Source organism: Halomonas sp. A29 (genome assembly GCF_046723295.1).
In the GTDB taxonomy this organism is placed as follows: Bacteria; Pseudomonadota; Gammaproteobacteria; order Pseudomonadales; family Halomonadaceae; genus Halomonas.
In genome coordinates this window covers 543,149-558,266 of sequence record NZ_JAXQPR010000001.1, presented here as the reverse complement: position 1 = coordinate 558,266, position 15,118 = coordinate 543,149, and the positions used below count along the sequence as shown (strand labels likewise).

11 protein-coding genes and 3 tRNA genes are annotated in these 15,118 nt (G+C 64.3%); 12 read left to right on the top strand and 2 right to left on the bottom strand.

What is annotated here, in order from left to right; genetic code table 11:
• Positions 1–40: 40 nt before the first annotated feature.
• The 3 genes from SPH52_RS02725 to eno all read left to right on the top strand — a co-directional run bounded on the left by SPH52_RS02725 (position 41) and on the right by eno (position 3,925).
• On the top strand, positions 41–1,696 hold the full coding sequence (locus SPH52_RS02725; RefSeq protein WP_411793460.1) for a CTP synthase: 1,656 nt from the start codon (positions 41–43) through the stop codon (positions 1,694–1,696).
• A 14-nt stretch (positions 1,697–1,710) separates the two neighbouring features.
• Positions 1,711–2,568, top strand: a complete 858-nt coding sequence (kdsA, locus tag SPH52_RS02720) for a 3-deoxy-8-phosphooctulonate synthase (RefSeq protein WP_411793599.1) — start codon at positions 1,711–1,713, stop codon at positions 2,566–2,568.
• A 64-nt stretch (positions 2,569–2,632) separates the two neighbouring features.
• Positions 2,633–3,925, top strand: coding sequence for a phosphopyruvate hydratase (gene eno, locus SPH52_RS02715; RefSeq protein ID WP_411793459.1), 1,293 nt, complete (start codon positions 2,633–2,635; stop codon positions 3,923–3,925).
• A 468-nt stretch (positions 3,926–4,393) separates the two neighbouring features.
• Here eno and fdxA read toward each other — a convergent pair whose 3' ends face one another.
• Positions 4,394–4,717: a ferredoxin FdxA gene (gene fdxA, locus SPH52_RS02710; RefSeq protein WP_010630102.1), complete on the bottom strand. Its 324-nt coding sequence runs from the start codon at positions 4,715–4,717 to the stop codon at positions 4,394–4,396.
• A gap of 162 nt (positions 4,718–4,879) precedes the next feature.
• Entirely contained in the window at positions 4,880–7,471 is a 2,592-nt protein-coding gene (gene mutS, locus SPH52_RS02705) for a DNA mismatch repair protein MutS (RefSeq protein WP_411793458.1), read from the bottom strand.
• A gap of 242 nt (positions 7,472–7,713) precedes the next feature.
• Between mutS and SPH52_RS02700 the strand changes: the two genes are divergently transcribed.
• The 9 genes from SPH52_RS02700 to SPH52_RS02660 all read left to right on the top strand — a co-directional run bounded on the left by SPH52_RS02700 (position 7,714) and on the right by SPH52_RS02660 (position 14,980).
• Positions 7,714–8,226, top strand: coding sequence for a CinA family protein (locus SPH52_RS02700; RefSeq protein WP_411793457.1), 513 nt, complete (start codon positions 7,714–7,716; stop codon positions 8,224–8,226).
• 148 nt (positions 8,227–8,374) lie between these two features.
• A complete protein-coding gene (gene recA / locus SPH52_RS02695) occupies positions 8,375–9,436 on the top strand; it encodes a recombinase RecA (RefSeq protein WP_411793456.1) in 1,062 nt (353 codons plus the stop codon).
• A 3-nt stretch (positions 9,437–9,439) separates the two neighbouring features.
• Positions 9,440–9,922, top strand: a complete 483-nt coding sequence (locus tag SPH52_RS02690) for a regulatory protein RecX (protein ID WP_411793455.1) — start codon at positions 9,440–9,442, stop codon at positions 9,920–9,922.
• Positions 9,923–10,096: 174 nt separating this feature from the next.
• The gene (gene alaS / locus SPH52_RS02685; RefSeq protein WP_411793454.1) at positions 10,097–12,709 is read left to right on the top strand and encodes an alanine--tRNA ligase; all 2,613 of its coding nucleotides are present in this window, start codon (positions 10,097–10,099) and stop codon (positions 12,707–12,709) included.
• Positions 12,710–12,809: 100 nt separating this feature from the next.
• The gene (locus SPH52_RS02680; RefSeq protein WP_411793453.1) at positions 12,810–14,060 is read left to right on the top strand and encodes an aspartate kinase; all 1,251 of its coding nucleotides are present in this window, start codon (positions 12,810–12,812) and stop codon (positions 14,058–14,060) included.
• Between the two features lie 231 nt (positions 14,061–14,291).
• Positions 14,292–14,492: a carbon storage regulator CsrA gene (gene csrA, locus SPH52_RS02675; protein WP_411793452.1), complete on the top strand. Its 201-nt coding sequence runs from the start codon at positions 14,292–14,294 to the stop codon at positions 14,490–14,492.
• Between the two features lie 100 nt (positions 14,493–14,592).
• A tRNA-Ser gene (locus tag SPH52_RS02670) sits at positions 14,593–14,685 on the top strand.
• A 34-nt stretch (positions 14,686–14,719) separates the two neighbouring features.
• Positions 14,720–14,796, top strand: a tRNA-Arg gene (locus tag SPH52_RS02665).
• Positions 14,797–14,903: 107 nt separating this feature from the next.
• Positions 14,904–14,980 (top strand) — tRNA-Arg (locus SPH52_RS02660).
• The last annotated feature ends 138 nt before the right edge of the window (positions 14,981–15,118 follow it).

The following is a 15,118-nucleotide window of genomic DNA, read 5'->3' as shown; positions in this document are numbered from 1 at the left end:
TTTCTGTCGTGCCTCATGATCACGTTTCGACAGGTTCTCCATGACACGATATATCTTCGTGACCGGCGGCGTTGTGTCCTCTCTCGGCAAGGGCATCGCGTCGGCCTCGCTGGCGGCGATACTCGAGGCGCGCGGCCTCAAGGTCACCATGCTCAAGCTCGATCCCTACATCAACGTGGATCCGGGCACCATGAGCCCGTTCCAGCACGGCGAGGTGTTCGTCACCGAAGATGGCGCCGAGACCGACCTCGATCTGGGCCACTACGAGCGCTTCATCCGCACCAAGATGACCCAAGGTAACAACTTCACCACTGGCCGCGTCTACGAGCACGTGCTGCGCCGCGAGCGGCGCGGCGACTACCTGGGTGGCACCGTGCAGGTGATTCCACACATCACCGACGAGATCAAGCGCCGTGTCTATGCCGGTGGTGAGGGCTTCGACGTGACCCTGGTGGAAATCGGCGGTACCGTGGGTGACATCGAGTCGCTGCCGTTCCTCGAGTCGATCCGCCAGATCCGAAGTGAGCTTGGCGCCAGCCGGGCAATTTTCATGCACTTGACGCTGGTGCCCTACATCAAGACCGCCGGCGAGACCAAGACCAAGCCGACCCAGCACAGCGTCAAGGAGCTGCGCTCCATCGGTATCCAGCCCGACATCCTGATCTGCCGCAGCGAAGTGGAGCTCGAGGAGACTGAGCGGCGCAAGATCGCGCTGTTCACCAACGTCGAGGAGCGCGCGGTCATTCCGCTGCAGGACGCCGACACCATCTATCGCATTCCGCTGATGCTGCATGAGCACGGCCTCGATGAGATCGTCTGCGACAAGCTGCGCCTCGAGGCCGCGCCGGCCGACCTGACCGAGTGGGTTCATGTGCTCGACGCCAAGCTCAACCCGCTCAAGTCGATCAACATCGCCATGGTCGGCAAGTACATGGAGCTGCTCGACGCCTACAAGTCGCTCAACGAGGCCTTGATCCACGCCGGTATCCAGACCCGGGTGAAGGTCAACGTCGACTATATCGACTCCGAAGATATCGAGCGTCACGGCACCGAGCGCCTGGCGGGCAAGGATGCGATCCTGGTGCCCGGGGGGTTCGGCGAGCGTGGTGTGGAAGGCAAGATCGAGACTGCCCGCTATGCTCGCGAGAACGACATTCCCTACCTGGGGATCTGTCTCGGTATGCAGGTGGCGGTGATCGAGTTCGCCCGCAACATTGCCGGCTGGACGGATGCCAACTCCACCGAGTTCACCCACGACACCCAGCACCCGGTGGTGGGCCTGATCACCGAGTGGATCAACCCCGAGGGCAAGATCGAGCTGCGCGACGAGGCTTCGGATCTAGGCGGCACCATGCGCCTGGGTGGCCAGGTCTGCCACCTTGAGCCCGGTACCCGAGCACGCGAGGCCTACGGCAACGACGAGATCGTCGAGCGTCACCGCCACCGCTTCGAGGTCAACAACCAGTTCGTCGAGGCGCTGGAGAAGGCCGGCCTGGTGGTTTCCGGCAAGAGCGTCGATAACTCCCTGGTGGAGATGATCGAACTGCCCGACCATCCGTGGTTCGTGGCCTGCCAGTTCCATCCCGAATTCACCTCCACACCGCGCGACGGCCATCCGCTGTTCACCGGTTTCGTCAACGCGGCGTTGGAGCACAAGGCGGCGCGCACCCGCGCACTGACTTCGCATCAGGAGTGAGGCCCATGGCTGTCATGACCCCATCCACCCCCGAACGTCATGTCTCCGTTGCCGGCCTTACCGCCGGCAATTCTTTGCCGCTCATGCTGCTCGGTGGCATGAACGTGCTGGAGTCCCGCGAGCTCGCCCTCGAGGTGGCCGAGGCCTACGTCGAAGCGACCGGCCGGCTGGGCATGCCCTACGTGTTCAAGGCCAGCTTCGACAAGGCCAACCGCAGCTCCATCCACTCCTTTCGTGGCCCAGGCCTGGAGAAGGGGATCGAGATCCTCGCCGAGGTGAAGTCGCGCTTCGGCGTGCCGATCATCACCGATGTCCACGAGCCGTGGCAGGCCGAGCCAGTGGCCGAGGTGGCCGACATCATCCAACTGCCGGCCTTCCTGGCGCGCCAGACCGACCTGGTGGTGGCCATGGCCAGGACCGGTGCGGTGATCAACATCAAGAAGCCGCAGTTCCTGGCGCCCCACGAGATGCGCCACATCATTCGCAAGTGCGAGGAGGCCGGCAACGACCGCCTGCTGCTTTGCGAGCGCGGGTCGAGCTTCGGATACAATAACCTCGTGGTCGACATGCTCGGCTTCGGCGACATGAAGCAGACCGGCTGCCCGGTCTTCTTCGACGTCACCCATGCCCTGCAACGCCCGGGGGGGCGTGCCGACAGCGCTGGCGGACGGCGCCAGCAGGTGGCCGAGCTGGCGCGGGCGGGGGTTGCCGTGGGGCTGGCGGGGCTGTTCCTCGAAGCCCACCCGGACCCGGACAACGCCCTGTGCGACGGTCCCTGCGCGCTGCCGCTGGATCAGCTCGAGCCCTTCCTGGCTCAGGTGAAGGCACTCGACGAACTGGTAAAGGGCTTTGCGACCCTGTCCATCGAATAAACCGATCAATAAAGCGGTACCCCATCGACTCAATCAACGCTGACTGAATGAAAGGACGACAGAGATGACCAAGATTGTCGAAATCCACGCCCTCGAGGTGCTCGATTCCCGCGGCAACCCCACCGTTCAGGCCGAAGTACGCCTGGAGAGCGGCGCCGTGGGCGTAGCCTGCGCCCCGAGTGGTGCCTCCACCGGCTCGCGCGAGGCCCTGGAACTGCGCGACGGCGACAAGTCGCGCTACCTGGGCAAGGGCGTGCTGAAGGCGGTGGAGGCCGTCAACGGCACCATCCGCGAGCGTCTCGTCGGCATGGATGCCCGCGACCAGCGTGGCCTCGACAATGCCATGATCGAACTCGACGGTACCGACAACAAGGCCAAGTTCGGCGCCAATGCCATCCTCGCCGTGTCATTGGCGGCAGCCAAGGCGGCAGCCAACGCCAAGGGCGTGCCGCTCTACGCGCACATTGCCGAGCTCTACGGCCAGCCGGGGCAGTACAGCATGCCGGTGCCGATGATGAACATCCTCAACGGCGGTGAGCATGCCGACAATAATGTCGACATCCAGGAGTTCATGGTTCAGCCAGTGGGCGCGGCGAACTTCCGCGAGGCCCTGCGTGTCGGCGCCGAGATCTTCCACGCCCTGAAGAAGGTGCTTTCCGCGCGCGGGCTGGCGACTGCCGTAGGCGATGAGGGTGGCTTCGCCCCCAACCTTGAATCCAACGCCGAGGCGCTGGCGGTGATCAAGCAGGCGGTTGCCGATGCCGGCTACGAGCTCGGTCGCGACGTGACCCTGGCGCTGGACTGCGCCTCCTCCGAATTCTACAGGGACGGCCAGTACAGCCTCTCCGGCGAGGGCAAGTCCTTCGATGCCCATGGCTTCGTCGATTACCTGGCTGAACTGTGCGACCAGTACCCGATCGTCTCCATCGAGGATGGCATGGACGAATCCGACTGGGACGGTTGGAAAGCGCTGACCGAGAAGCTCGGCGACAAGGTGCAACTGGTCGGTGACGACCTGTTCGTCACCAACACGCGGATCCTCAAGCGTGGCATCGACGAGCGGATCGGCAACTCCATCCTGATCAAGTTCAACCAGATCGGCTCGCTCTCCGAAACCCTGGATGCTATCAAGATGGCCCAGGATGCCGGTTTCACCGCGGTGATCTCTCATCGCAGTGGCGAGACCGAGGACACCACCATTGCCGACCTGGCCGTGGGCACCTCGGCTGGCCAGATCAAGACCGGCTCGCTGTGCCGTTCCGACCGGGTGGCCAAGTACAATCGTCTGCTGGTGATCGAACAGCAGCTCGGCGATCGCGTCTCCTACCCGGGCCGCGCGGCGATCAAGGGGCAGTAAAAGCATGGTTCTGGCTGCCGAGCCGACGATATCGCTGACATTTTTGTAGGAAATTGCCTACAGAGAGGCGACGATCTAAGCTTGTTCGAGTGAAGGAAGGCCGATACTCAAGGTGTCGGCCTTCTGCTATCTTGATGTTTTTAAAGATTTTATTGAAATTCCTGTCAACCTTGAAAAGGCCGTGAAGTTGCTTGAGGCCAGCTTGCGTCCTTTGGCGAAAATGCCAGAATGCGCATGGGACAAGGCAGAGCGGGAGGCTCTCCAGCAGGACGCAACGGGATGCTATTTTGCGTGGCACGCCCGGTGTGACAGGAAGTCGCCTCCGGGCATGGACGTTGCCACAGGAGAGAGGGCGGAAGGAACCGCCCAGGGAAATGCTGGGAGCCGGGCGACCTTAGGGTCGCCTTTTTTTTTGCCTGCGCCGAATACTCGAGCACTCGGCGCAGGCAAGGCGGGAGGAGCCGGGGGTCAGCGCTCCAGATACTGCAGCTTGCCGGGCTTGCCGTCCCACTCTTCGGCGTCGGCCGGCGGGTCCTTCTTCTCGGCGATATTGGGCCACACTTCCGAGAGTTCCGCATTGAGAGCGATGAACTCCTCCTGGCCTTCCGGTAGCTCGTCCTCGGAGAAGATCGCTTCGGCAGGGCACTCCGGCTCGCACAGGGCGCAGTCGATGCACTCGTCCGGGTGGATCACCAGGAAGTTGGGGCCCTCGTAGAAGCAATCCACCGGGCAGACCTCGACGCAGTCGGTGTACTTGCACTTGATGCAGTTTTCGGTGACGACAAAGGTCATGCCTGTCTCCCTCCTCGCAGCCGGGTCGTGCCCTTCCCGGTTGGTGATGTTCGGTATCAGTCTTAATCCTGAAAGTTATAAAAAACTAACTTTTTATAAGGATGAAATAATTGGACGCTTCATTCTAGTCATGGCCACAGGCCTGAGCAAGCCGCATGCTCACTAGAGTTGCTCACGCCAGGCATAGATCAATTCCAGCGCCTGGCGCGGCGTCAATCCATCCGGGTCGAGGCTGACCAGCGCATCAAGCAGCGGGTGGGGGGCGGTGGCGAACAGATCGCTCTGCATCGGCTTGGCATCGTCGGCTCGAGGAATGCCGCCGCTGCGGCTGCTCTGGTCGACTTCCTGCTGCTCGAGCTGCGCCAGTTTGTCCCGCGCTCGCGCGATGACGGATTGCGGCACGCCGGCCAGCTGGGCCACCTGCAGGCCGTAACTCTGGCTGGCAGGGCCCTCTTCCACACGATGCATGAACACGATGCCATCGCGATGCTCGGCCGCGGTAAGATGCACGTTGGCCACGCCCTCGGCCTGGTCGGCCAGTGCGGTCATCTCGAAGTAGTGGGTGGCGAACAGGGTAAAGGCGCGCGAGCGGGTCAGGTGCTCGGCGCTGGCCCAGGCCAGCGATAGCCCGTCGAAGGTGCTGGTGCCACGACCGATTTCGTCCATCAGCACCAGGCTGTGGTCGGTGGCGTTGTGCAGAATGCTGGCGGTCTCGGTCATTTCGACCATGAAGGTGGAGCGCCCACCGGCCAAGTCGTCCGACGAGCCGATGCGGGTGAAGATGCGGTCCACCGGGCCGATGCAGGCCTCGTCGGCGGGGACGAAACTGCCGGTATGGGCGAGCAGGGTGATCAGCGCCGCCTGGCGCATGTAAGTCGACTTGCCGCCCATGTTGGGGCCGGTGATGACCAGCATGCGGCGGTGTTCGTCGAGCACCAGGTCGTTGGGCACGAAAGGCGTGTCGCTGACGTGTTCCACCACCGGGTGGCGGCCGCCGCGTATCTCGATGCCCGGCGCTTCGGCGAGACGCGGGCGCGAGAAGCCGAGCGCCTGGGCACGCTCGGCGAAGGCCGCCAGCACGTCCAGCGCGGCCAGCGCGCGACCGGTGCCCTGCAGTGGGGTGAGTTCGGCGTTGAGCGAGTCGAGCAGGCCGTCATAGAGCAGCTTCTCACGAGCCAGCGCGCGGGACTTGGCCGACAGTGCCTTGTCTTCGAACTCCTTGAGTTCGGGAATGATGAAGCGCTCGGCGTTCTTCAGCGTCTGGCGGCGCACGTAGTCGACCGGCACCTCACGGGCCTGGGCGCGGGGTATCTCGATGTAGTAGCCGTGAACCCGGTTGTAGCCTACCTTGAGGCCGGCCAGGCCGGTACGCTCGCGCTCGCGGGCCTCGAGCTGGACCAGGTAGTCGCCGGCATGCTCGGCCAGCCCGCGGTAGTCGTCGAGTTCGGCATCGAAGGCCTCGCGGATCACACCGCCATCGCGAATCACCACCGGCGGGTTATCGACCAGCCCGCGCGAGAGCATGTCGGCAAGCGCCGGGTAGGGTCGGATGTGGTGGGCCAGCTCGTCCAGCGCGGTGCCTTCACTGTAGGCCTGAAGTTCACCCTGCAAGTCAGGCAGTACCAGCAGGGCATCGCGCAGGCGGGCGAGGTCGCGCGGGCGGGCGCTGTAGAGCGCCACCCGGGCGAGAATTCGCTCCACGTCGCCGATCGCCTTGAGCAGCTCGCGAAGAGCGACGAAGCCCTCTCGCTCCAGCAGCAGGGCGACCGCCGCCTGGCGCCCCTGGACCTGGGCGCGGTCGCGCAGGGGGCGGTTGAGCCAACGCTTGAGCAGCCGCGAGCCCATGGCGGTGGCGGTGGTATCGAGTACGCTGGCCAGCGTGTTGTCGCCGCTACCGCCGAGGTTGGTGTCGATCTCGAGGTTGCGGCGACTGGCGGCATCGATCACCACGGCATCGTCGCGGTTCTCCACGCCCAGCGCGGTGACATGGGGCAGGCGCGAACGCTGGGTGTCGCGGGCGTACTCCACCAGCACCCCGGCGGCGGTGAGCGCGGCCTGCAGATGGGCACAGCCGAAGCCGCGCAGGTCCTGCACCTGGAACTGATCGCACAGCAGGCGAGTGGCACTGTCGAGATCGAACAGCCAGTCGCTCTGCCGACGCAGTCCCTGGCGTCCCTCCAGGCTGGGCGGCAACGAGAGGCTGTCCGGCACCAGCAGTTCGGCGGGGTCGAGGCGCTGGAGCTCGGCGAGCATGTCGCCTTCGCCCTCCACTTCGAGCACGCTGAAACGCCCGCTGGAGAGTTCCAGCCAGGCGATGCCCCAGCAGTTTTCGGCCGGATACACGGCCACCAGCAGGTTGTCGCGGCGGGCGTCGAGCAGCGCCTCGTCGTAGAGCGTGCCGGGCGTGACGATGCGCACCACCTTGCGCTCCACCGGCCCCTTGCTGGTCGCGGGGTCGCCGAACTGCTCGCAGATTGCCACCGACTCGCCGGCCTTCACCAGGCGCGCCAGGTACCCCTCGGCGCTGTGGTAGGGCACGCCGGCCATGGGGATCGGCTTGCCCGCGGACTGGCCGCGCTGGGTCAGGGTAATGTCGAGCAGGGCGGCGGCACGCTTGGCGTCGTCGAAGAACAGTTCGTAGAAATCGCCCATGCGATAGAACAGCAGCACATCGGGGTGCTCGCGCTTGATCCTGAGGTACTGGGCCATCATCGGGGTATGGCTCGGCACGTCTGTCTTGACCGCGTCGTTCATGCTTTCTCGGCTGGCTCGTCGGTTGTGCGGGGCATAGGAGAGGGCAAGGTTACCACGCGCTGCCCGTGGTCGACATGTTGGAACGCGCCTCCCCGGGCTGCGCTCTTCCGTTGGCTGCGATTGAAGCGCGGGTCGTTTATCACCCTGCCTGTACCGAGGGGAAGGATGCGCTATGGTAGCAGGCAGTTGCAGGACAAGCGGCCGGCGCCTGTCGCCGGTCCTCTCGAACAAGGAGCGATACCATGCCTCATAGCGCTTCCAGCCTGGCCAACCTCGACCTCGCCACGCTCGCCGAACGTCTCGGGCGGCGCTGCCGCGAGCGCGGCGTGAACGTCACTGCCGCCGAGTCGTGTACCGGCGGCGGGGTGGCCAGTGCAATCACCTCGGTAGCCGGCAGCTCGGACTACTTCGAGACCGGCTACGTCACCTACTCCAATGCCGCCAAGGCGCGCCTGCTTGGCGTTCCCGAGGCGTTGATCGCCCAGCACGGCGCCGTCAGTCAGGCGGTGGTGGAGGCCATGGTGGCGGGCGCCTGCCGCGACAGCGGGGCCAATCTCGGCGTGGCGATCAGTGGCGTGGCCGGGCCCGATGGTGGGACGCCGGAGAAACCGGTGGGCACCGTGTGGCTGGCCTGGGGCAGCGAAGCGAGCCAGCAGGCCGAGCGTTTCCAGTTTCCCGGAGACCGTCGTGCGGTGCGCGAACGGGCGGTACGCGAGGCCATCGTCGGGCTGATTCGCTATCTCGAAGCCGGCTAGGCGCTCGTATTCGTCGGGTGGCTAGTCGCGCGGCGAATTTTTCGTCATACTACTGTCCAACCATACAGTGTCCAGGCGAGCTCCCCATCGGCAGCCCGCCATCCATTTTGCACCTGCAAGCGTCAGCGTGTTCTGCGAGGAGAGCCTCATGGCACAGGATGAAAATCGTTCCAAGGCATTGAATGCCGCCCTTTCCCAGATCGAGCGCCAGTTCGGCAAGGGTACCGTGATGCGCCTGGGCGATGCGCCGCGGGTGGTGATGCCGTCGGTCTCCACCGGTTCGCTGGGGCTCGACATCGCGCTCGGTATCGGCGGCCTGCCCTTCGGCCGGGTGGTGGAGATCTTCGGGCCGGAGTCCTCGGGCAAGACCACCCTGACCCTGTCGGTGATCGCCGAGGCCCAGAAACAGGGCAAGACCTGCGCCTTCATCGACGCCGAGCATGCGCTCGACCCGAGCTACGCCGAGAAGCTCGGCGTCAACCTCGATGACCTGCTGGTCTCGCAGCCGGACACCGGCGAGCAGGCGCTGGAAATCTGCGACATGCTGGTACGCTCCGGCGGTGTCGACGTGATCATCATCGACTCGGTGGCGGCACTCACCCCGCGGGCCGAGATCGAAGGCGAGATGGGCGATTCCCATGTCGGCCTGCAGGCACGCCTGATGTCCCAGGCGCTGCGCAAGATCACCGGCCACATCAAGAACGCCAACTGCCTGGTGGTGTTCATCAACCAGATCCGCATGAAGATCGGCGTGATGTTCGGCAGCCCCGAGACCACCACCGGTGGCAACGCACTCAAGTTCTACGCCAGCGTGCGCCTGGACATCCGGCGTACCGGCTCGGTGAAGCAGGGTGACGAGGTGACCGGCAACGAGACCCGCGTCAAGGTGGTGAAGAACAAGGTGGCGCCGCCGTTCCGCCAGGCCGAGTTCCAGATCCTCTACGGCAAGGGTATCTACCATGCCGGGGAGGTAATCGACCTGGGCGTGCAGTGCAACCTGGTCGACAAGGCGGGTGCCTGGTACAGCTACAAGGGCAACAAGATCGGCCAGGGCAAGGCCAACGCCGCCCAGTTCCTCGAGGACAACCCGGCGGTGATGGAGGAGATCGAGAGCCAGATTCGTGCCCAGCTGCTCGCGGCCCCGACCCCGAAGGAAGAGGTCGAAGAGCCGGTCGCCGCCGAGGCCGAGCGCGAGGACGACCTGCTCTAAGCCATGCCTGCACCGTCCGGCACCGAGCGTGCGTCGTCCCCGCGGGACGACGCCATCCGCCTGCTGGCACGGCGCGAGTATTCCCGCGCCGAGCTGGAGCAGCGGCTCTCTCTCCGGGGGCATCCCGCCGAGGCGGTCGACGCCTGCCTCGATGAACTGACTGTCGAAGGGTTGCAGTCCGACGTGCGCTTTGCCGAGAGCTTCCTGCGCTCGCGCGTAGCGCGCGGCCAGGGGCCGCTCAAGGTGCGCGCCGAGCTTGAACGGCGCGGCATCGAGCGCACCCTGATCGCCACGACCCTGGCCGGGGCCGAGCAGGAAGGCGAGGTCGACTGGTTCGAGCTGGCTGCCGAGGCGCTGTCCCGGCGCTTCACCCATCCCGGCGAATCCCCCCGCGAGCGCGCCCGACGCGAGCGCTTCCTGGCCTCCCGCGGCTTCGGTTTCGAACAGATCCGTCATGCCTTGGAGCGTCTCGACGCAGTCGAATGACGTCGAGCGTGAGCGCCTCCCCTTTAGTCGCTTGACAACTGCGCTATAATGCCTCCCTTTGCGAACGCCCTTGGTGGCGCTCCTGACACGCCAAGGCGTGCGAATTCGGCCATGCAAAACGCTGCCGAGCGCGCCTGCCCGTCGGGTGACCCCGCTCATCGCCACGGATATGCCATGAAAAGCGCAGACATCAGACAGGCCTTTCTGAGTTACTTCGAAGAGCACGGCCACACCATCGTGCCGTCGAGCTCCCTGGTGCCGGGCAACGACCCGACGCTGCTGTTCACCAATGCCGGCATGGTGCCGTTCAAGGACGTCTTCCTCGGCCAGGACCCGCGCCCCTACGTACGCGCGACCTCGTCCCAGCGCTGCGTGCGCGCCGGCGGCAAGCACAACGACCTGGACAACGTCGGCTATACCGCCCGCCACCATACTTTCTTCGAGATGCTGGGCAACTTCAGCTTCGGTGATTACTTCAAGCGCGACGCCATCCGCCTTGCTTGGACCTTCCTCACCGAGCGCCTGGGCCTGCCGGCCGAGAAGCTGTGGGTCACGGTGTTTACCGAAGATGACGAGGCCTACGGCATTTGGGCCGATGAAATCGGCGTGCCGCGCGAGCGTATCGCGCGTATCGGTGCGAAAGACAACTTCTGGCAGATGGGCGATACCGGACCCTGCGGGCCCTGTTCGGAGATCTTCTACGATCACGGTCCCGAGGTATGGGGCGGGCCTCCCGGCAGCCCCGAGGAGGACGGCGACCGCTATATCGAGATCTGGAACCTGGTGTTCATGCAGTTCGATCGCGATGCGGCCGGCAACCTAAACCCACTGCCCAAGCCCTCGATCGATACCGGCATGGGGCTGGAGCGCGTGGCGGCGGTGCTGCAGGGCGTTCACTCCAACTACGAGATCGACCTGTTCCAGAACCTGCTCCAGGCGGCGGCACAGCGTACCGGCCATGCCGACACGCGCCACCCTTCGCTGCGGGTGATCGCCGACCATATCCGCTCCTGTGCCTTTCTCATCGCCGATGGCGTGCTGCCCTCCAACGAGGGGCGCGGCTACGTGCTGCGGCGGATCATCCGCCGCGCCATCCGCCACGGCCACAAGCTGGGCGCCAAGGATAACTTCTTCCACAAGCTGGTCGGCGCGCTCGACGTCGAGATGGGTGATGCCTACCCGGAGCTGCGTGAGGCGCGCCACCAGATCGAGCGCATTCTGCTCAAGGAGGAGGAGCAGTTCGCCCGCACCCTGGAACACGGCATGGGTCTGCTCGAGGAGGCCTTGGGCGAACTCGAAGGCGAAGTGCTGCCCGGCGAGACGGTGTTCAAGCTCTACGACACCTACGGCTTCCCCTACGACCTGACCGCCGATGTCTGTCGCGAGCGCGGTGTGACTCTCGATGAAGTCGGCTTCAAACGTGCGCTCGAAGCCCAGCGCGAGCGGGCGCGAGCGGCCAGCCAGTTCGGCGCCGACTACGCTGCGGCACTGGAGCTCGAAGGCGAGACGGCCTTCACCGGCTACGACCGGCTCGAAGACAACGCCACCGTCACCGCCATCGTCGATCGCGAAGGCAATGCGCTGGCGGCGCTCGAACCCGAGCAGCGCGGCATCGTGGTGCTCGACCGCACGCCTTTCTACGGCGAGTCCGGTGGCCAGGTGGGCGACACTGGCTATCTGCACTTCGAGGGCGGCCGCTTCCTGGTCACCGATACCCAGAAGCAGGGCGGACACCACCTGCACCACGGCGTGCTGCTGGAGGGGCGTCTCGACGTAGGTGGCGAGGTGCATCCGCAGGTCGATGCCAAACTGCGTGGCGCCACCATCCGCAACCACTCCGCCACCCACCTGATGCACAAGGCGCTGCGCATGGTGCTTGGCGATCACGTGCAGCAGAAGGGCTCGCTGGTCACGCCTGAGCGGCTGCGCTTCGACTTCAGCCATTTCGAGGCGATGACAGCAGAGCAGCTCGCCGAGGTGGAGCGGCTGGTCAACGAGCAGATACTCGCCAATGCGCCGACCCGCATCGAGCAGATGACCCTCGACCAGGCCAAGGCCAGGGGCGCTGCGGCGCTGTTCGAGGCCAAGTACGCCGACAGCGTGCGGGTGCTGACCATCGGCGCCGATGACTTCTCCATCGAGCTGTGTGGCGGCACTCACGTGGCCCGCAGTGGCGACATCGGCTGCTTCCATATCATCAGCGAGCAGGGTATCGCCGCGGGCGTGCGCCGCATCGAGGCGATTACCGGGGAAGGGGCGCTGGGTTATTTCCGCGAGCAGGAAGCCCGCCTGGGCCGCATCGGCGAGCGCCTCAAGGCCAAGCCGGAGCAGGTCGAGGAGCGCGTCGAGTCGCTGGTTGAGCGCAACCGCAGCCTGGAGAAGGAACTCGAACGGCTCAAGGCCAAGCTGGCCAGCGCCGCTGGCAGCGACATGCTCAGCCAGGCGCGCGAGGTGGGCGGCATCAAGGTGCTGGCCACGCGGCTCGAGGGCGTCTCCGCCAAGGAGCTGCGCGGTGTGCTCGACCAGCTCAAGAACAAGCTGGGCTCGGGTATCGTGGTGCTCGGCGTGACCGACAGCGAGGCTGGCAAGGTGAGTCTGATCGCTGGCGTTACCGACGATCTGACCGGCAAGGTCAGGGCCGGTGAGCTGGTCAATCACGTCGCCTCTCAGGTGGGCGGCAAGGGCGGTGGACGTGCCGATATGGCCCAGGCCGGGGGCAGCGACGTGGCGGCCCTGCCGGCGGCTCTGGAGAGCGTTCCCGCCTGGGTAGAACAGCAGCTTCAGTAAGGCGTACAGGGCCGGTGACCGTGATGTCCCGGCCCTTTGACTTTGAACGACTTTCACTCATCCGAGCGTGCTCCGCTCGACAAGCGAGGGAAAACCGTAGATGGCACTATACGTACAGAAATTCGGCGGTACCTCGGTGGGCTCCGTGGAGCGCATCAAGGCTGTGGCCGAGAAGGTCAAGGGCTTCCGTGACGATGGCCATCAGGTCGTGGTCGTGGTTTCCGCCATGAGCGGCGAGACCAATCGCCTGATCGGCATGGCCAACGAGATCAACGACGAGCCCACCCCGCGGGAGATGGACATGCTGGTCTCCACCGGTGAGCAGGTGACCATTTCACTGCTGGCGCTGGCCCTGCACAAGCTTGGCGTGCCGGCAACCTCCTATACCGGCTCCCAGGTCGGTATCCTCACCGACAGCGCTCACACCAAGGCACGAATCCAGCGTATCGAGACCGACGAGATGCGCGACGACCTGGACGAGGGCAAGGTCGTCGTGGTGGCCGGTTTCCAGGGGGTCGACGAAGAGGGTAACATCACCACCCTTGGCCGCGGCGGTTCCGATACCACAGGGGTGGCGCTGGCTGCGGCGCTGGGTGCCGACGAGTGCCAGATCTACACCGACGTCGATGGGGTCTACACCACCGACCCGCGGGTATGCTCCAAGGCACAGCGGCTCGACAGCATTACCGTCGAGGAGATGCTGGAGCTGGCGAGCCTCGGCTCCAAGGTGCTGCAGATCCGCTCGGTGGAGTTCGCCGGCAAGTACAATGTCCCGCTGCGCGTGCTGTCCAGTTTCGAGGATGGCCCCGGCACCCTGATCGTTGCTGAATCCGACCAAGACGAGGACTCCATGGAAGAACCGCTGATCTCAGGCATCGCTTTCACCGCCAATGAGGCCAAGCTGACCCTGCTGCACACGCCGGACGTTCCGGGCGTGGCCTCGCGCATCCTGGGCCCGATCGCCGATGCCAACATCGAAGTCGATATGATCGTGCAGAACGTGGCACCGGCCGGCGACTATACCGACTTCACCTTCACCGTTGCCAAGGGCGACTACAAGAAGACCCTGAAGATCCTCGAGGAGCAGGTGATTCCCGACCTCGGTGGTGGCGAGATCAATGGCGACGACAACATCGCCAAGGTTTCACTGGTTGGTGTAGGCATGCGCTCCCATGCGGGCGTGGCCGCCAAGATGTTCCGCGTGCTGGCTGACGAGAACATCAATATCCGTATGGTCTCCACCTCGGAAATCAAGATTTCCGTGGTGATCGACGAGAAACAGATGGAACTCGCCGTGCGTGCCCTGCATACCGCTTTCGGCTTGGACAAGAGCGACATCGAAAGCGAATAAGGCAAGCAACAAGAAATTTAACAAGATCCGGACGACTAGAAGGTGAGGCCTGTTCTACGCTGGGGGGAGTCTGCTGCGATGAGCGGCCCGGCTTCCCTTCAACGCTTCCATGATGTCATGGTGGGGTTGGTGGTGGTGCACAGTGGTTCATTGTTACATAATGCAAGCAGCAACTAAGCGTCGGGGATCGACGCGCATCCCGTTGCTAGTCGTCTGAGAAGGAGATCAGTCATGCTCATCCTGACCCGCCGTGTCGGGGAAACGCTGATGATCGGTGATGACATCACCGTGACCGTCCTTGGAGTCAAGGGCAATCAGGTCCGTATTGGCGTCAATGCACCCAAGGATGTCGCCGTACATCGCGAAGAGATCTACCAGCGCATTCAGCGTGAAAAGTCCGACGATGAAGGGGGCAATAGCTCCTCTTCGTAAGGGATCGCCGTCTACCGGCCGTTTCGGTGTGAAGAACAAATAGCTGAATACGCTGGACAAAGGGGCGCGGAAACGATAGGATATGCGCCGTGTCGTTGAGGGAGAGGTGGCCGAGTGGCTGAAGGCGCTCCCCTGCTAAGGGAGTATGGGGTTTATAGCCCCATCGAGGGTTCGAATCCCTCCCTCTCCGCCATGCGACACGTTGTTCTTGTTCGAAGTGTGATGATGCGCCCGTAGCTCAGCTGGATAGAGTACCTGACTACGAATCAGGTGGTCGGAGGTTCGAATCCTCCCGGGCGCGCCACGAATGGTGAAGTGAGTTTCGAGCTTGAAGTACTCGGGTTTGAATGTGGATCTTCGTCGTGCGGTTCGAAGCAAGACATCAATAGCAAGAGCGTGTTTCTTGCATCAGCGCCCGTAGCTCAGCTGGATAGAGTACCTGACTACGAATCAGGTGGTCGGAGGTTCGAATCCTCCCGGGCGCGCCAGATTTCGACCCGTCCTCGTTTCGAGGGCGGGTCTTCTGCTTCTGGCCTCTGCGAGTCGGCAGGGGTGTACGTATCGACTAGCCGAGCTGGCGCAGGATGATGCCGGTGGCGCGATCGTTTGGGTGTCCTCGCGATGCA